Consider the following 16,125-nt stretch of genomic DNA (forward strand, 5'->3'; position numbering starts at 1 on the left):
GTGTAGGAACTCGCATCGTCCATCAGATGCAGCACGACGCGCGTGCCGCGCCTGGGAGCTGCCGCAAGCGGCACGGGAGCGATCTCGTAGGTGCCCTTGCCGTCGGAAGACCAGCGCCAGGCTTCCTCGGTGCCGGCCTGCCGGCTGATGACATCGACATGATCGGCCACCATGAAAGCGGAGTAGAAGCCGACGCCGAACTGGCCGATGAGTTGCGAGTCCTCAGTCGCCTTGCCGGCCTCGACGCGCTCGATGAAGGCACGGGTGCCGGAGCGTGCGATGGTGCCCAGAGCCTCGGCCATCTCCTCGCGGCCCATGCCGATGCCGTTGTCCTCGACGGCAAGCTGCTTGTTGTCGGGGTCGGCCGAAATGGTGATGCGCGGCTTTGCGTCCTCGCCCAGCAGCTCGGGACGGGTGATCGCTTCGAAGCGCAGCTTCTCGCACGCGTCCGCGCCGTTGGAGATCAGCTCGCGCAGGAAGACGTCCCGGTCCGAATAGACCGAATGCACCATCATGTGCAGCAGCCGCGAGACATCCGCCTCGAATGTCCTGGTTTCCGTCGTCTTGGTATCCGTCGTCATTCAGAATCTTCCCACATAGTAACTCTGGCCCGTCGCGCCGCGGCGTGTCGAAGCTGCCGATCTCCGCCGATGAGGGGAGATGTCCGACAGGACAAAGGGGGCGCGTCCCGCCAGCCGATCTGTCGCGGAGTGCTTTCTCGCTTTTCCGGTTCTTGTCAATTCAGAAGGGTGCCGTTTCCCTCGCGCTCCCTTTTGCCCTGCCGACCAATCTCCCCCAATTGAACCCTGTCGGGGGAGATTGGCTGTGTCGGCGCCGCGCCTCCCCAGCGTCCTAGAAGTCCATGCCGGCGCCGGCGGGCATGGCGGGTGCCGCTTCCTTCTTCGGCTTCTCGGCGACCATCGCCTCGGTGGTGACGAGCAGGCCGGCGATCGAGGCTGCATCCTGCAGCGCGGTGCGCACGACCTTGGCCGGATCGATAACGCCCTGGCTGAAAAGATCGCCATATTCGCCGGTCTGGGCGTTCCAGCCATAGGCGAAATCGGTCTTCTCGCGCAGCTTGCCGACGATGATCGAGCCTTCCGCCCCGCTGTTCTCGGCGATCTGACGCGCCGGCGCCTCGATGGCGCGCCGCACGATGTCGACGCCGTATCTCTGGTCGGGGTTGTCGGCAGCCACCGCGTCGAGCGCATTGGCGGCCCTGAGCAGCGCCACGCCGCCGCCCGGAAGAATGCCTTCCTCGACCGCCGCGCGCGTCGCATGCATGGCATCGTCGACGCGGTCCTTGCGCTCCCTGACCTCGACCTCCGTCGAACCGCCGACGCGGATCACAGCCACGCCGCCGGCGAGCTTGGCCAGACGCTCCTGCAGCTTCTCGCGATCGTAGTCCGAGGTGGTCTCCTCGATTTGCGCCTTGATCTGCGCGACGCGGCCCTGGATCTCCTCCTTCTTGCCGGCGCCATCGACGATCGTGGTGTTCTCCTTCTCGACCACCACTTTCTTGGTGCGGCCGAGCATCTCCAGCGTGACGTTCTCAAGCTTGATGCCGAGATCCTCGCTGATAGCGGTGCCGCCGGTGAGGATGGCGATGTCCTCCAGCATGGCCTTGCGGCGGTCGCCGAAGCCCGGAGCCTTGACGGCCGCAACCTTCAGGCCGCCGCGCAGCTTGTTGACCACCAGCGTCGCGAGCGCCTCGCCCTCGACATCCTCCGCGATGATGAGCAGGGGCTTCGCCGACTGAACCACCGCCTCCAGAACCGGCAGCAGCGCCTGCAGGTTGGAAAGCTTCTTCTCGTGGATCAGCACATAGGGCTCTTCGAGCTCGACGCGCATCTTATCCTGATTGGTGATGAAGTAGGGCGAGAGATAACCGCGATCGAACTGCATGCCTTCGACGACTTCCAGCTCGGTGTCGGCGGTCTTGGCTTCCTCGACGGTGATGACGCCCTCGTTGCCGACCTTCTGCATCGCCTCAGCAAGGAAACGGCCGATCTCGGCATCACCATTGGCCGAAATCGTGCCGACCTGGGCGATCTCGTCATTTCTGGTCACCTTGCGGGCGTTGGTCTTCAACTCCTGAACAATAGCCTCGACGGCTTTGTCGATGCCGCGCTTCAGATCCATGGGATTCATGCCGGCGGCAACGGCCTTGGCACCTTCCCTGACGATGGCCTGGGCGAGAACGGTCGCGGTGGTCGTGCCGTCGCCGGCGATATCGCTGGTTTTCGAGGCGACCTCGCGCACCATCTGCGCGCCCATGTTCTCGAACTTGTCCTCGAGCTCGATCTCCTTGGCGACAGTGACGCCGTCCTTGGTGATGCGCGGAGCGCCGAACGACTTGTCGATGACGACATTGCGGCCCTTAGGGCCGAGCGTGACCTTCACCGCGTCGGCGAGGATGTTGACGCCGCGCAACATGCGGTCGCGGGCGTCGGAATGGAATTTCACTTCCTTGGCAGCCATTGGAACACTCCTTCAGCAGGCACCTTTCATTGACCGATCGGGTTGGGCCGGTTCAAGCCGCTTTTCCCAACGCCGATGTCTGCTCGACCACACCCATCACGTCGCTTTCCTTCATAATGAGCAGGTCTTCACCGTTGAGCTTGATCTCGGTGCCGGACCACTTGCCGAACAGGATGCGGTCGCCGACTTTGACGTCGAGGGGAATGAGCTTGCCGCTCTCGTCGCGCGCGCCGGAACCGACGGCGATAATCTCGCCTTCCTGCGGCTTCTCCTTCGCCGTGTCCGGGATGATGATGCCGCCGGCCGTCTTCTCCTCGGCCTCGACGCGGCGGACCAGAACGCGGTCATGCAATGGATGGAACTTCATATCGTTCTCCTTCGGGACAAACAGATTTTGAGAGGTTCCTCCACTCCGGACCGGAAGGACCGGAGCGGGGCTCGCGATCCTTTCGGCCTCGCGCATGTGGATTTGGTTTTGCACGCGCCGGTTTCAAGAGGCCGCAAGAAATTTTTTGGCACTCGCAACAGCCGAGTGCTAGCGCCGTGAAAACAAAGGTAATTATGCAGCTTTGACGGGCGCGCCCCGGACCTCTTGACGGCAAAGGAATCAATTCCCAAATCGAACCTGCCGGCGCCTGAAGTGGCCGGCAAGGTCAAGGAGCGCCGCTGCCTTGGCGCTCCTCGTATCTATGTTGCTCAATGGAGGATGTAGCTATGAGAACCAGTTTCGACTTTTCTCCCCTGTTCCGGTCGAGCATCGGCTTCGATCGAATGCTGAACGCGCTCGAGACCGCAAGCCGCATCGAAACCGTTGACAACTGGCCGCCCTACGATATCGCCAAGAGCGGCGAGGACGACTACCGCATCACCATGGCCCTGGCAGGCTTCAGCCAGGACGAACTGGCCATTACCCAGGAGCAGAACATGCTGATGGTTTCTGGCCAAAAGGCAGGCGAGGACAACGGCGAGTACCTGCATCGCGGCATTGCCGGCCGCGCATTCCAGCGTCGCTTCGAGCTTGCCGATCACGTCAAGGTCGTCGATGCGAGCCTCGTCAATGGCCTGCTGACGATCGACCTCAAACGCGAGATCCCGGAAGAAATGAAGCCGCGCCGGATCGAGATCACGGCGGACAAATCATCGCCAAAGGCCGCGACAAAGAAAATCGAGGCCGACAACAAGGCGGCCTGAGCCTTCTCGCCGCGCTTTGCGCCAAGCGCCGGGTGATGTTCCCGGCGCTTGTGGGCCTTGTCTTCCGGATGAACAGAAAGGAGGAAAAAATGAGTGTTCGTGATCTGATTCCCTGGGGCCGAAACAATGGTAACCAGGTTCCAAGTGTCTTCCGCGACGGCGAACGCGATCCTTTCCTGTCGCTGCATCGCGAGGTGAATCGGCTGTTCGACGACGTCTTCCGGGGCTTCGGTTCCGGCTTGCCGTCCCTAGGCGGCGTATCAGCCTTTGGTGCCGGCTGGCCGAGCGTTGAGATCTCCGACAACGAGAAGGAGATCAAGGTGGCGGCCGAAGTCCCGGGCCTGGACGAGAAGGACATCGAGGTGCTGCTTGATGATGGCGTGCTGACGCTGAAGGGTGAAAAGCGCTCCGAGACGGAGGACAAGGAGCGGCAGTTCTCCGAGCGCATCTATGGCCGCTTCGAGCGTCGAATCCCGCTGGGCTACGAGATCGAAGAAGACAAGATCGATGCCCGCTTCAAGAACGGCGTGCTGACGGTAATGCTGCCCAAGACCGCGAAGGCGCAGTCGCAGGCCAAGCGTATCGAAATCAAGAGCTGATGCCTGGATGCAGGGGTTGGACCGACCGGTCCGGCCCCTGCGGCATGACGGAACCTCGGCGCTAGATGGAACGGCCAACGCTGGCCTAGGTGCTGGCTGGAGCGTGGAACGGCTCCCTTTCAACGAGTGATCCGCCCGCAGCGGGCGCCAGGTGCTCGCTTGCGGCTCGATGACGTGCGGCCGACGCAGGCCATTCTAACCGTTTACCGCGCTGAGCGCAGATGCCGCTGACGGAACACCGCGCAAGCCTCTGGAAATCCGCGATAACCTTAATTCCTTCCTTCTTTTGGTCAGGCTTCCCGTACGGAACGTTAAGGGCTAGATTAGCAATTCGTTAAGTAATACGGCGGGTGTGAGCGTAAGAGGTGTGCCGTTATGAATTTCAAATCCCTGATCAAACGGGCCGAGGACGTAGACAAGGAATTTCAAGAGCTCCAGTCGGATCTGGCAGAGGCTTTCGAAGAATGTCTTTCGGCTGACGAAGAGACGTCCCCGGGATACGATTCTGCCGCCGACCTGGCGGCAAGCGAGGAGGATCCGCCGGGCGAGACTCAGTCCGAGGGTTCCGCCTCCCGGCTGACGCCGCACACCCAGACACGGTTGGCCGCCTTGGAAGCCGTTTCCGGACTCTTCCGCGACGGACAGGGTCATCTGGAGGAGATCGGGTCAAGGCTGGCCGAGATCGCCACAGCGCACCACATGACGCGCGATATCCTGAACGCCCTGCATCGCGATGCGCTGCGCGCCAATGAGCTGGAGCTGGAGAACGCCGCTCTGGGCGCCGAACACAAGGCCTTGTCGGAACAATTGCTTGACGCTACGCGCAAGCAGCGCGAACGCGACGGCGCGGCCGAGGCCTGGCAGCAGCGCGAGGCAAGTCTCGTCCAGGACAGGGAGTCCCTGCGCGAGGCGCTTGCAGCGGCGCGGCTCGAAATGGTCGAGATGGGCAATGAGAGCGCCAGGCGCGAGGCTGAGTTCGGTGAGATCGTCAAGACCCTGACGGCCAAGACCGTCGAAGCCGACAGGCGCGCTGTCGAGAACAAGCTGCTGCGCGAGAAGCAGGTCGGGCTTTCGATCGAGCTGGAGCAGGCGCAAAAGCGCGAGGCCGAGGCCCGGCACAAATTCGACGAGTTCGCGGCGACCCACGCCAACGAAGCCACGCGGATTGCCGAACTTATGGCCCAGCTCGGCAGCCACGAGAAGGAGGAGGCCCGGCTGCAGAAATCGTTGGAGACGACGCAGGCCAAGCTTGCCGAGGTAACCGAAGCCGCCCGCATTGCCGAAAGCGATGGCGCGGCGGAGCTGGCGCGGAGCCGGGCGGAGCTGCGCGGCTTGCGCTCCGAAATCCAGGAGCTGCAATCGCGGCTCGAGCAGGCCTCCATCGACAAGACCGATGCGGTCGCCGAGGCGACAGGACTGAGGGCGCAGTTGAATGACGCCGTGACCGAGCGGCAGATCGCGGAAGAGAAGCTTGCCGTTCTCAGGAACGAGAGCGAATTGGACAAGAAGAATTTGTCGGTGATCAGTACCAACCTCTCGCAGCTATCGCTGCAGCAGGCGTCGGAGCAGATCCAGCTCGATATCCAGAAACAGGAATGCGAGGACCTGCGCGCCGAGGTCGAGACGCTGAATGCCCGCATCAAGGAGCTGCTGCCTTATGAGCGGCTGCACAGGGTGACGGACGCCCGGGCCCGGCAGGATGTTGTGCCCGTGACGAATGGGCATGTCACCAACGGGCATATCGTGGAGCCGGCGCGACCCACCGCGAGGCGCCGGCGCAACATGAGAGCCGCCGCGAGTTGACGAAGGGTGTAGCCAGCTCAGCGCTTCACCGCTCTGGGCCTACTTGCCGGTCATCCGGTCAGCAAGCTGCTGGGCCTCGGCAAGCAGTGCCGGGAAGCCCGGATCGCCCGGCAGGCGCTCGCCCATGCAGGCGCGATAATCGCCGTCGCCTTTTTCCCAGGCGGCGTTGGCGGAATCATAGGCCTGCTGGTCCTTCAGGTCCGAGTTCTGATAGGCCTGCTGAAATTTCTGGGCAGCCGCGTCCGCCGCGGTCCAAAGCGCCTCGCAGGCCGCGATCTTCGGCACGGGCGGTGAGGCGGGCGCCTCGGCGACCAGGACGCGGTCGCCCTTGACGACCGCGACGACGACCTGCTGGTCGTAGATCGGTCCGACATCCTGCGTCCAGCCGCCGAGCCGCGCGACGGCGATATCGGCGCCTTCGGGCTTCTTCAGTGAAAAGTCGAGCGTCTTCACGAATGCGGCGTCGCTGCCGATCGCCTGCGTATAGAAGGAGTCTAGCTTGAGCGCCTCCTCGATGCCGGCGGGCAGCCGCAGGCCTTCATCGTCCTCGTCAGCCTTGGACCGCAGCCAGCGCTCGACCAACCCGCGGGTCGTCGCGACGATGCTCGGGCCGGCATCGCTCTTGGCGTAGCGCAGCCCGTCCAGCATGCCGAAGCCAATATCGGAGGCGCTCAGGCTCTGCAGATTGATCGTGCCGGTTGCCGGAAAATCCTTGACCGCAAGCGGGCCGAGAATGGCGGAAAGACGCTTTTCCAGATCGGCCAGCGCCTTGGTGTTGGCGCCATCGAGCGCCTCCACTTCCGCGTTCGAGCTCTCCTGCGCCGCGATGTCGGAAATCGCCTTGTCGCGCGCGGCGATATAGTCGTCCTCCGGCGATGCCGCGAAAACCACGCCGCTCGCCAGCGCGAACAAAAACGCCCAGACCAGCCGCATTCTATAACCCCAATTCAAACCAAAGCCCTTGTGGCCTTCGCCTGACTTGGCGGCTTTTGCGTGGCGGAATCCCGGGGAGAACCCGAATTTAATATCCGGCCTTCCGCGATGATTGGCGAAAGCCGGCGCCACATCTGATCTCCCCCCAAGTGGGGGAGATGTCCGGCAGGACAGAGGGGGGCGCGAAGGAACGCAAGCTTTCGTGTCCAGAGCACAGCCATGATGTCGGGGACGGCCGGATCTTCTAAGACGGGCGCAGGCCCAGAGGTGAGGGACGCACCCGGCGCCACACCAGTCGATTGGGAGGATGATCAGGGCCGCGCAAGACTTGGCCAAGCCGGTGCCTGCCTGTACAATCTTAGGGTGAATGCAGGGAAGGGAGCGCGCGATGCGGCTTGGTCGGGATCTCTGTCATTTGACGGTTTTGGCCTTCATCGCCGGACTGGCGCTTTGGCCGCACGCGGCATCGGCCGATCCCGTCACGCCCGCGCGCATCGCCGCCGCCTTGCCGAAGCTCGAAGCGCTGGCGCAAGCCGCCGTCGCCGATGGTGCGGTCCCCGGCCTTGCCATCGGCGTCGTGCATGACGACAAGGTGATCTTCCTCAAGGGTTTCGGGCATCGCGAAGCCGGCAGACCGGAGCCGGTCGACGCCGACACGGTGTTCCAGATCGCCTCCCTTTCGAAGCCGATCTCGGCTACCGTCGTGGCCGCGCTGGTCAGCGACGGGGTGGTATCCTGGGATTCGAAGATCGCCGATCTCGATCCGGCCTTCCGCCTTGCCGATCCCTATCCCACCGGCGAACTCACCATCCGCGATCTTTTCACGCATCGCAGCGGCCTTCCCGGCACTGCCGGAGACGACCTCGAGGGCATCGGCTACGACCGCGCCGAGATCCTTCGCCGCCTCCGCTTTGTGTCGCCATCGTCGAGCTTTCGCGCCGGCTATTCCTACAGCAATTTCGGGCTGACCGAGGGTGCCGTCGCGGCCGCGAAGCCGACAGGCAAGCCCTGGGAGACGGTCGCGGAGGAAAAGCTCTACCGCCCGCTTGGAATGGCCGCGACCAGCTCCCGTCACGCGGACTTCATCAGCCGCGCCAATCGCGCCGCGCTGCATGTCAAGATCGACGGCGTCTGGGCCGCAAAGGTCAAGCGCAATGTCGATCCTCAGGCGCCGGCGGGCGGCGTGAATTCCAGCGCGCGCGATCTCATGCAATGGATGCGCCTGGTGCTCGGCGACGGGGTTTATGCCGGCCGGACGCTGATTGCTTCCGATGCGCTGCGACAGACGCATCTGCCCCAGATGGCGCTCGGCCGCAATCCCGTAACCGGAGGCGAGTCTTTCTATGGCCTCGGCTGGAATATTGATTTCGGCCGGCACGGCCTGAGCTGGGGCCATGCAGGCGCCTTCAGCGTCGGTGCGCGTACGGTGGCGACGCTGTTTCCGCAGGAGAAGCTTGGCATCGTTATCCTTGCGAACGCCTTCCCGACCGGTGTCCCGGAAGGGTTGTCCGACAGCTTTGCCGATCTGGTCTTCGACGGAAAAGTCGAAAAGGACTGGGTCGAGGCCTGGGACAGAATCTATGCCGGGATGCTGGGTCCGGCGATCGCCGCGGCCAAGGCCGAATATGCCGCGCCTCCGTCTCCGCCAAGGCCGGCCCGGCCGGCCAGCGCCTATTCCGGCCGCTACGGCAATGACTTCATCGGCGGCGTGACCGTGTCGAGCGCGGGCGACGGCCTTGTGCTCGAGGTCGGACCGGCCGGAGCGCGGTCCTATTCGCTGACGCATTTCGACGGCGATCTGTTCCTGACCCATCCCGACGCCGAGACGCCGGACCGGCCGGCGGGCGTGAGCTTCGTCGTCGGCCCCGACGGCAAGGCCTCGGCGATGACGATCGAGTTCCTCGACGACAATCATCTGGGCAGGCTGCAGCGGGTGGGGGACTGATCGCTTCACCCAGAGCCGTGCGGCGATTCTGAGTGAACGACATGTATCAAGCAAAGACCAGCGGGCTCAGGATGCCTGGCCGTAGCGGAGCAGCTTGAAGCAGTCGCCGCTGCCCGACTTCGTCTGCGTCAGGACCGATTTCGCGCGTCGATCCATTCCTGCTGCGATTTGGTGTCAGTCTCGATCGCATCAACCGGTGCAAGGGCGACGAAACTCTTGCCCTTGCTGAAGAGCCAGCAGGCGCGGGCGAGAAACCGCCTGCTGCGCTGGCGCAGCAGGTCGGCGTCATAGAGGATGTCGAGCACCTCGTGCTTGATCTTCGGTTCCTTGTCGGGCTTGGCGACCGCGGCCTCCAACGCCTCGTCGCCGATCGCGTCATGCAGGTCCTTGTAGTCGAGGGCTAACTGCGTCGTCGCGTATTTGATCTCGTTCTCGTCGCGCACGATGTTGAACCACAGCGTCGGATCGATCTCGTTGACGACAAAGGTGGCTTCGAGGTCGCGCGACAGGTTCAGGATTTCGAAGTCTCGAACATCGACATCACGTTCGACCAGCAGGATCTTTTCGACCTGCTTGGCGAGCTCCGTTCCCCTGGCGGTGATCGCGGCGTTGCTTCCGCCGTGTTCGGGGCCGACATAGGCGCTGCCCTCATCCAGTATCTCGTCGAACTCGCCCAGCGTTTCGATGACGGGGGCGCCGCGGGCAACGCGCGCCGCCAGTTTGGCGAGAACCTGCTGCAGCTCGGTCTCGCGCTTGCGCTGGTCCTGATAGTTCTGCTGGAAGAAGAAGATGAACAGCGAAACGCCGATGCCGATCAGGATCACGCCTAGCTGCGAAAAGATGTTGCGATAATATTCCAGCAGCTTTTCGCGATGGCGCAGTTCGTCGCGCACGCTGTGCGCCACGCGCAGATTGACGATCAGCGAAATGATCAGCAGCCCGGCGCCGACCAGGATGAGCCCACCGATGAGAAGGTAGCCATGGCCTGCGCTGAAATCCATTCGTCTCGCCCCCCGAAGCCTGCGCCAAATTAGCGCCAATTTCGTCGCGCTCAAAGCCACGAGACAAGCCGGGCATCAGGCCCGGCCGGTCTCGCGCGCCACTCCACCGCTCTGCGGCAACCAAAACGATTGACCCGGCCATCCATCCGGCCGATATCCCGCGCAAGTTCGTACCGAGACCCCAATGACCTCAAATACCGATCTCAAGGAAGCCGCGCGCGGACCCGACGCCGCCTGGCAGGACGACGTGCGTGCCGGCGTGCGCCATGTGCGCGACCTCGCAGCCCTGCCGCTCTCACCGGCCGAGCGCGCCGCTGCGCAGCAAGCCGCCGCCGCCCACAAGGTGCGCGTGCCGAAAGCCTATCTCGACCTGATCGACTGGAACGATCCGAACGATCCGATCCGCGCGCAGGTGATCCCGTCGCCGGACGAGTTGATCACTGCCGAGGGCGAGCTCGGCGATCCGATCGGCGATCACGACTTCAGCCCGGTGCCCAGGCTGACCCATCGCCATGCCGACCGCGTGCTCTTGTTTCCGACCTATCAATGCGCGGTCTATTGCCGCTTTTGTTTTCGCAAGGAGGCGCTGACTTCGATCGGCCGCGGCTATACGCGCGAGGCGCTGGAGCCAGCCCTCGCTTACATCGCCCAACATAGCGAGATCCGCGAGGTGATCCTGACCGGCGGCGATCCGCTGTCGCTGCCCGACAAGGCGCTCGCCGAAATCCGCGCCCGCATCGAGGCCATCCCGCATGTGCGGCTCCTGCGCATCCACACCCGCGTGCCCGTGGCGCTGCCGTCGCGCATCACGCCCGGCCTGACGGCATCCCTGCAGGGAAGACTAATGGTGACGGTCGTCACCCACTTCAACCACCCGCGCGAGATTACGCCGGCCACCGAAACGGCTTGCCGGACCATGCGTCAGGCGGGTTTTGTTCTGCTTAACCAGAGCGTTCTCTTGAAGGGCGTCAACGACAAGGTCGAGGTGCTGGAAGAGCTCTGCCGCGAGCTGATCTATCGGCTGGGCGTAAAACCTTACTATCTTCACCATGGTGATCTGGCGCCGGGCATGGCGCACCGCCGCACCACGATTGCTGAGGGCCAGGCGCTGGCCGCGGAACTGCGCCGGCGCCTCTCCGGCATCTGCAACCCGACTTATGTCATCGATTTGCCCGATGGCGGCGGCAAGGTGCCGCTCGGCCCCAGCCACATCGAGGGCCGGGACAGCGAGACATGGCGGATTCGCGGGCAGGACGGGAAGGTGAGGGAGTATGGCGAGGTGGTCGCCTAGTTCCTCATCTCGAGAGGCGGCAGAGGAACTCCCATCCCGCCCCCCGCATTGTATAGCGGGGGGTCGAAGGAGAGCAGCGTGAAGGCATTGTTGGGAATCGTCGGCGGCTTCGTGCTGACCCTGGCCGTGTTTGCCTCAGGGCTCGCCTTCGCCACTTGGCTGCTGGCCGCCAAGCCGGTGCGCCAGGCAACGCCGGCGATCGGCGTTTCGGAGCTCTGGACCAAGGACGCCAGGCCCGTCGATCCGGCGAAGCAGGATCTCGAGCGCATCCCGGCCCAGCAGGCCGCCGGCGCGTCCGTTAAGGCGGACGAGGGGGCCAAAGCGGCGGATACGGCCACGCAGACCGCAGCTCTCCCAACGCCGCAAGCCGCCGCGCCGCGGCAGTTGCAGCCCTTGCCCGAGATCTCTCCGCCCAATGGTTCACAGACGGGCCAGGCCGATGCGGCTGAACAGCCTTCGCAGCAGGCGCCGGCCCAGCAGGCACAATTGCCCGCCGCGCATCTCGAATGGTGCGCCAACCGCTATCGCAGCTACCGCCCGCAAGAAAACAGCTACCGCTCCTACAGCGGGGAGACTCGCCCCTGCATCTCGCCCTATTTCGATCCGGGCGGCGATCGCACAGCCTCGACCGACGGGCACCAACCCGATCAGCCCTGGATGAACAATCAAGGCGAGGTGACTGACGACCAGGCCGAGGTGGAAGGCTACGCCACGACACGGGACGGCTACGCGACGACTTATGGCGGCCCGCCGGAAGAGATTTTGCCGGAAGACCAGCCTTCCAGGGATCGGCTGCTGGGCCCGCAAATGTCGGGCGATCATATCGACTCCTGCTTCAGCCGCTATCGCTCCTACGATCCGCAGGACAACACTTACCAGCCCTATGACGGCGGCCCGCGCCGGCAGTGCGAGTAGGGCAGGCCCACGTTCCTGCGAAGTGACGCTTGGCTCCTGAAGGCGCCCCTTGGGGGGGGATGGTCGGTAGACCAGCGGGGGGGTGCATATCGAATGGCTAACGTTAGCGCCGCCCTTCGGCACCTTCCCGCCGCGAACGGGAGATGATCGGCTCAATTCAGCACTCGGCCATCAATCTCCGCGACGCTCGTTGTCCCGGTCAGCGCCATGGTGACGGACAACTCCTTGCGCAGAATGTCGATTGCCGTCGCCACGCCCGCCTCGCCGCCGGCGCCGAGGCCGTAGATATAGGCGCGTCCGACCAGGCAGGCTCGGGCACCGAGAGCCAGCGCCCGCATCAGATCCTGGCCTGAGCGCACGCCGCCGTCGAACAGCATCTCGACATCGGAGCCCACCGCGTCCGCTATCCTCGGCAGCATCGAGATGGTTGACGGCGCGCCGTCAAGCTGCCGGCCGCCATGGTTGGACACCACAATGGCGTCGGCGCCGGCCCTGCTGGCGCTGCGCGCGTCGTCGACATTGAGGATGCCCTTGAGGATCAGCTTGCCCGGCCAGATGCTCCTGATCCAGTCGACATCGCTCCAACTCAGCGTCGCGTCGAACTGATGCGCCACCCAATCCGCCACCGCCTTGATGCTGTCCTCGCCCTTCACATGGCCGGCGAGGTTGCCGAAGGTCCAGCGTTTGGCCGAAAGCATGCGGGCCGCCCAGGCCGGGCGGCTGGCGATGTCGACGATCGTGCGAAGTTTGAGCGCCGGCGGCACCGAAAGCCCGTTCCTGACATCGGCGTGGCGCTGGCCCAGCACTTGCAGGTCGACCGTGAGTACCAGCGCGCTGCAGCGCGCGGCGTCGGCGCGTTCGATGAGCGAGCGCACGAAGCCGCGATCCTTCATCACATAGAGCTGGAACCAGAATGGCTTGCCGACAGCTTGCGCCACATCTTCGATCGAGCAGATCGACATCGTGCTCATCGTATAGGGAATGCACGCGGCTTTTGCCGCCCGGCAGGCGAGGATCTCGCCATCGGCCCATTGCATGCCGCCGAGGCCGATCGGTGCAAGGGCTATCGGCAGCGACACCTTCTCACCGAGGATCGTGGTTGCCGTGTCGCGCTGCTCGACATCGACCAGGACGCGCTGCTTGAGCGTGATGCGCTCCAGGTCGGCGCGGTTGGCGCGCAGCGTCTGCTCGGCATAGGAGCCGGACTCCGCATAGTCGAAGAAGACGCGCGGCACGCGGCGGCTCGCGGCCCGGCGCAGGTCCTCGATGCAGGTCATGCCCTTGAGCAGTTGCGGCGCCGCCGATGTTGCCCTGATCTCGTCGGGCAAAGTCACGATGCCCGTCGGAACATCGAGTGGCGTGGGGACTGCTCGTTCCATCGTCGTCCTCCCATAAAATATTAGCGAATGCTGATTATTGAAGGTCGCGTGGCCGCTGATGTAAATTCACTAGCGAGTATACTTACGGCAACGGCAGCGCGCCCCATGCCCAGAGCGTCCGACGAGACCAGGCCCGAGATCCTCCAGGCGGCTTACAAGCTGTTTCGCCGCCGGGGCTTTTTCCGCGTTGGCATGGACGAGATCGCCGATGCCGCCGGCGTCACCAAGCGCACGCTCTACTATCATTTCGACAGCAAGGACGCGCTCTTGACCGCCGTGCTCGCTTCGCAGCATGAGCGTACATTCGCCGACTTCCAGAATTACGGCATCGAGTTTTCGGGCGGCGCGGACGTGCTGATCGACAAGCTTTTCGAGGGGCTGGTCAAGTGGTCGTCCAAGCCGCGCTGGGCGGGCTCCGGCTTCACCCGGCTGGCGATCGAGCTTGCCGACCTGTCCGGCCACCCCGCGCGCGTGATCGCGCGCCAGCACAAGGCGCTGATGGAGCGTCATCTGGAAATGCTGCTCGCCGAAGCGAAGGTGCCGTCGCCGAAGGAGCGGGCCCGCGAGCTATTCCTGCTGATCGAGGGCGCCATGGTGATGATCCTGATCCACGGCGACCAGAGCTATTGCAGCGCCGCGGCGGATGCGGCGAAGCGGCTGATGGCAGCCGAGGTGGAGTTTCCGCAACACGATACCCGCCCAACACACGCCTGAAACACACCCGCTCCACAACCGGCATGCCAGCGAAACGCTCGCGCCGGATGTTTGCAGCCTAGCAAATGCGGAGGAGCACGCCGATGACACCCGACCAGATCAGGCTTGTGCAGGACAGTTTTCGCGAGGTCGTGCCGATCAAGGAGGCGGCCGCGGCCTTGTTCTACGAGAAGCTGTTTGCCATTGACGCCAGCCTCAAGGGGCTGTTTCGCGCAACGGACATGAGCAGGCAGGGCGCCAAGCTGATGGCGGCGCTGGGCTTCGTCGTGCATGGCCTTTCCCGCGCCGAGACCATCCTGCCCGCCGTGCAGGATCTCGCCAGGTGCCATGTCGGCTATGGCGTCGAGGAGCATCATTATCCGATCGTCGGCCAGGCGCTGATCGAGACGCTGGAGGCGGGCCTGGGCGAGGCCTTCACGCCTCAGGTCCGCGAGGCCTGGCAAGCCGCCTACGGCCTGCTCGCCGGCGTCATGATCGTCGCAGCCCGTGAGGTGGAGCTGGCGGCTTGAGCTCTCGTCAGGCTGGAGCGCGAAGCCGAGCGCGGCAGGCGATCTCCTGGGCCTTGTTCATGGCCCGGAGGTCGCGGCGAGGCGCCCGTCGCCGCCCTGCCTGCAAGCCCGGCGCCGACCTGGGCGACAGGGCTCGAGCCATTGGCTGCGCAAAACCGCACCGGCGCCACGCGAGCCGTATCGCGGCCGCATCAGGCTCCCCCAGGCAAAGCCATATCGGCTTCTTTTCAGGAACATTCTGCCTTCTGCGAAGTTTGGCGGCTGGCCCGCTCATTGAGGCCAAACCGGTTGACAGGCGGGCTTCGGGAGGAAGCTATGACCGCTGTCACGCCTTCACTTCATGTTTGTCGCCGCCGGGCACTGCAAATCGGTCTTGGAGCGACCATTGCTTCAGCGGCCGGCGTTGCTTCGACTTCGTCTGCTGCCGCGCAGGACGACATAAAGGACGAAGACATTTTCCGCTTCGCGCTCAACCTGGAATATATGGAGGCTGAATATTACCTCCGCGGCACCACGGGAAAAGGCATCGATGACTCGGACATCGGTTCCAAACCCGGCGATGTCGTCGGCGGCAAAAAGGTTGCCTTCGATACGCCCGCGCTCGGTGAATTCATGCGCGAGGTCGCGGAAAACGAACTTGCCCATGTCAGGTTCTATCGCAAGACGCTGGCGTCGAACGCGGTGGACCGGCCGGCGATCGATTTCGATGCCGGCTTTGCCGCGGTCGCCAAGGCGGCCGGCCTCGGCGACGATTTCGATGCGTTTGGCAACCAGATGAATTTCGTGCTCGGCGGCATGCTGTTCGAGGACGTCGGTGTGACGGCCTACGCCGGTGCGGCAACTGTCCTGAAGAACAAGGAATTCCTCGCTGCCGCGGCTGGAATTCTCGCGGTCGAGGCCTATCACATGGGAATGGCGCGGTCGTCGCTCTATCGCATGGGCGAGAAGGCCTGGAAGGCGGCGAATGCAGTTTCCGACGCACGCGACAAGATCGATGGGAACGAGGACAAAGACCAGGGCATTCAGGTCGACGGCAAGGCCAACGTCGTTCCTTCGACGCCGGATGCGATTGCCTTCACAAGGACGCCGCAGGAGGTGCTGCGCATCGTCTATCTGACCGATCAGTCGGGTGTGGGCAAGGGCGGCTTTTACCCGAACGGGATGAACGGAACGCTCAAGAGCACCTAGCCGTTAGGGTGGAGCCGGTCACGATGATCTGCAACCCGGCCGAGCAGCATTCGGCGCGGGCATCCGATTTCGTTTCGACGAGGCAGACAATGAACGTCAGCAGCGAAGCGACCAGATCTTTTTGGACACTCGACACCAGCTTGCCCAACGCGCCTCGCCTCGAGCAGGATGAGCAT

16 protein-coding genes are annotated in these 16,125 nt (G+C 64.0%); 9 read left to right on the forward strand and 7 right to left on the reverse strand.

Features of this window, described 5'->3' with window-relative positions; genetic code table 11:
* The 3 genes from EOA75_RS14730 to groES all read right to left on the reverse strand — a co-directional run.
* Nucleotides 1-581 (reverse strand): ATP-binding protein (locus tag EOA75_RS14730; protein WP_206517001.1); only part of this gene is annotated, 581 nt, incomplete at its 3' end.
* A gap of 271 nt (nt 582-852) precedes the next feature.
* Entirely contained in the window at nt 853-2,481 is a 1,629-nt protein-coding gene (groL, locus tag EOA75_RS14735; RefSeq protein WP_066992865.1) for a chaperonin GroEL, read from the reverse strand.
* Between the two features lie 52 nt (nt 2,482-2,533).
* Nucleotides 2,534-2,848, reverse strand: a complete 315-nt coding sequence (groES, locus tag EOA75_RS14740) for a co-chaperone GroES (protein ID WP_066992870.1) — start codon at nt 2,846-2,848, stop codon at nt 2,534-2,536.
* A 347-nt stretch (nt 2,849-3,195) separates the two neighbouring features.
* Here groES and EOA75_RS14745 point away from each other — a divergent pair, with 347 nt between their 5' ends.
* From EOA75_RS14745 to EOA75_RS14755, 3 genes are all read left to right on the forward strand, one after another.
* Nucleotides 3,196-3,672: an Hsp20 family protein gene (locus tag EOA75_RS14745; protein ID WP_127324531.1), complete on the forward strand. Its 477-nt coding sequence runs from the start codon at nt 3,196-3,198 to the stop codon at nt 3,670-3,672.
* 89 nt (nt 3,673-3,761) lie between these two features.
* The gene (locus tag EOA75_RS14750) at nt 3,762-4,271 is read left to right on the forward strand and encodes an Hsp20/alpha crystallin family protein (protein WP_067322042.1); all 510 of its coding nucleotides are present in this window, start codon (nt 3,762-3,764) and stop codon (nt 4,269-4,271) included.
* Nucleotides 4,272-4,646: 375 nt separating this feature from the next.
* Nucleotides 4,647-6,074 (forward strand): hypothetical protein, encoded by a 1,428-nt coding sequence (locus EOA75_RS14755; protein ID WP_127324532.1) that lies wholly within the window; start codon nt 4,647-4,649, stop codon nt 6,072-6,074.
* A gap of 39 nt (nt 6,075-6,113) precedes the next feature.
* Here EOA75_RS14755 and EOA75_RS14760 read toward each other — a convergent pair whose 3' ends face one another.
* Nucleotides 6,114-7,007 (reverse strand): hypothetical protein, encoded by an 894-nt coding sequence (locus EOA75_RS14760; RefSeq protein WP_127240559.1) that lies wholly within the window; start codon nt 7,005-7,007, stop codon nt 6,114-6,116.
* A gap of 388 nt (nt 7,008-7,395) precedes the next feature.
* Between EOA75_RS14760 and EOA75_RS14765 the strand changes: the two genes are divergently transcribed.
* On the forward strand, nt 7,396-8,952 hold the full coding sequence (locus tag EOA75_RS14765; protein ID WP_127324533.1) for a serine hydrolase: 1,557 nt from the start codon (nt 7,396-7,398) through the stop codon (nt 8,950-8,952).
* A gap of 128 nt (nt 8,953-9,080) precedes the next feature.
* Here EOA75_RS14765 and EOA75_RS14770 read toward each other — a convergent pair whose 3' ends face one another.
* Nucleotides 9,081-9,953 carry a hypothetical protein gene (locus tag EOA75_RS14770; protein WP_245466638.1) on the reverse strand — a complete coding sequence of 291 codons (873 nt, stop codon included), beginning with the start codon at nt 9,951-9,953 and terminating at the stop codon, nt 9,081-9,083.
* Between the two features lie 184 nt (nt 9,954-10,137).
* Here EOA75_RS14770 and EOA75_RS14775 point away from each other — a divergent pair, with 184 nt between their 5' ends.
* Together EOA75_RS14775 and EOA75_RS14780 are read left to right on the forward strand one after the other, a co-directional pair.
* Nucleotides 10,138-11,244, forward strand: coding sequence for a KamA family radical SAM protein (locus tag EOA75_RS14775; RefSeq protein WP_127324534.1), 1,107 nt, complete (start codon nt 10,138-10,140; stop codon nt 11,242-11,244).
* Between the two features lie 78 nt (nt 11,245-11,322).
* Nucleotides 11,323-12,159, forward strand: a complete 837-nt coding sequence (locus EOA75_RS14780; protein ID WP_127324535.1) for a BA14K family protein — start codon at nt 11,323-11,325, stop codon at nt 12,157-12,159.
* A 152-nt stretch (nt 12,160-12,311) separates the two neighbouring features.
* Here the strand turns inward: EOA75_RS14780 and EOA75_RS14785 are convergent, their stop codons facing one another.
* Nucleotides 12,312-13,436 (reverse strand): alpha-hydroxy acid oxidase, encoded by a 1,125-nt coding sequence (locus EOA75_RS14785; RefSeq protein WP_164747392.1) that lies wholly within the window; start codon nt 13,434-13,436, stop codon nt 12,312-12,314.
* Between the two features lie 207 nt (nt 13,437-13,643).
* On the opposite strand from EOA75_RS14785, the gene EOA75_RS14790 reads away from it, so the two are divergent.
* The 3 genes from EOA75_RS14790 (at nt 13,644) to EOA75_RS14800 (ending at nt 15,949) form a co-directional block, all read left to right on the forward strand.
* The gene (locus EOA75_RS14790; protein ID WP_164746757.1) at nt 13,644-14,252 is read left to right on the forward strand and encodes a TetR/AcrR family transcriptional regulator; all 609 of its coding nucleotides are present in this window, start codon (nt 13,644-13,646) and stop codon (nt 14,250-14,252) included.
* A gap of 83 nt (nt 14,253-14,335) precedes the next feature.
* The gene (locus EOA75_RS14795) at nt 14,336-14,761 is read left to right on the forward strand and encodes a globin family protein (protein ID WP_127324536.1); all 426 of its coding nucleotides are present in this window, start codon (nt 14,336-14,338) and stop codon (nt 14,759-14,761) included.
* A gap of 315 nt (nt 14,762-15,076) precedes the next feature.
* Nucleotides 15,077-15,949 (forward strand): ferritin-like domain-containing protein, encoded by an 873-nt coding sequence (locus EOA75_RS14800; RefSeq protein ID WP_127324537.1) that lies wholly within the window; start codon nt 15,077-15,079, stop codon nt 15,947-15,949.
* Here EOA75_RS14800 and EOA75_RS34020 read toward each other — a convergent pair.
* The coding region (locus tag EOA75_RS34020; RefSeq protein WP_206517002.1) for a hypothetical protein at nt 15,936-16,125 on the reverse strand (190 nt) is incomplete at its 5' end. The genes EOA75_RS14800 and EOA75_RS34020 overlap by 14 nt on opposite strands.

Source organism: Mesorhizobium sp. M1A.F.Ca.IN.022.07.1.1, assembly GCF_003997575.1.
GTDB lineage: Bacteria > Pseudomonadota > Alphaproteobacteria > Rhizobiales > Rhizobiaceae > Mesorhizobium.

Bases quoted from the DNA above. Each gene is read 5' to 3' on its own strand.
- groL (WP_066992865.1), bottom strand. From the start codon at position 2,481: ATGGCTGCCAAGGAAGTGAAATTCCATTCCGACGCCCGCGACCGCATG.
- groES (WP_066992870.1), bottom strand. From the start codon at position 2,848: ATGAAGTTCCATCCATTGCATGACCGCGTTCTGGTCCGCCGCGTCGAG.
- EOA75_RS14745 (WP_127324531.1), top strand. From the start codon at position 3,196: ATGAGAACCAGTTTCGACTTTTCTCCCCTGTTCCGGTCGAGCATCGGC.
- EOA75_RS14750 (WP_067322042.1), top strand. From the start codon at position 3,762: ATGAGTGTTCGTGATCTGATTCCCTGGGGCCGAAACAATGGTAACCAG.
- EOA75_RS14755 (WP_127324532.1), top strand. From the start codon at position 4,647: ATGAATTTCAAATCCCTGATCAAACGGGCCGAGGACGTAGACAAGGAA.
- EOA75_RS14760 (WP_127240559.1), bottom strand. From the start codon at position 7,007: ATGCGGCTGGTCTGGGCGTTTTTGTTCGCGCTGGCGAGCGGCGTGGTT.
- EOA75_RS14765 (WP_127324533.1), top strand. From the start codon at position 7,396: ATGCGGCTTGGTCGGGATCTCTGTCATTTGACGGTTTTGGCCTTCATC.
- EOA75_RS14770 (WP_245466638.1), bottom strand. From the start codon at position 9,953: ATGGATTTCAGCGCAGGCCATGGCTACCTTCTCATCGGTGGGCTCATC.
- EOA75_RS14775 (WP_127324534.1), top strand. From the start codon at position 10,138: ATGACCTCAAATACCGATCTCAAGGAAGCCGCGCGCGGACCCGACGCC.
- EOA75_RS14785 (WP_164747392.1), bottom strand. From the start codon at position 13,436: ATGACCTGCATCGAGGACCTGCGCCGGGCCGCGAGCCGCCGCGTGCCG.
- EOA75_RS14790 (WP_164746757.1), top strand. From the start codon at position 13,644: ATGCCCAGAGCGTCCGACGAGACCAGGCCCGAGATCCTCCAGGCGGCT.
- EOA75_RS14795 (WP_127324536.1), top strand. From the start codon at position 14,336: ATGACACCCGACCAGATCAGGCTTGTGCAGGACAGTTTTCGCGAGGTC.
- EOA75_RS14800 (WP_127324537.1), top strand. From the start codon at position 15,077: ATGACCGCTGTCACGCCTTCACTTCATGTTTGTCGCCGCCGGGCACTG.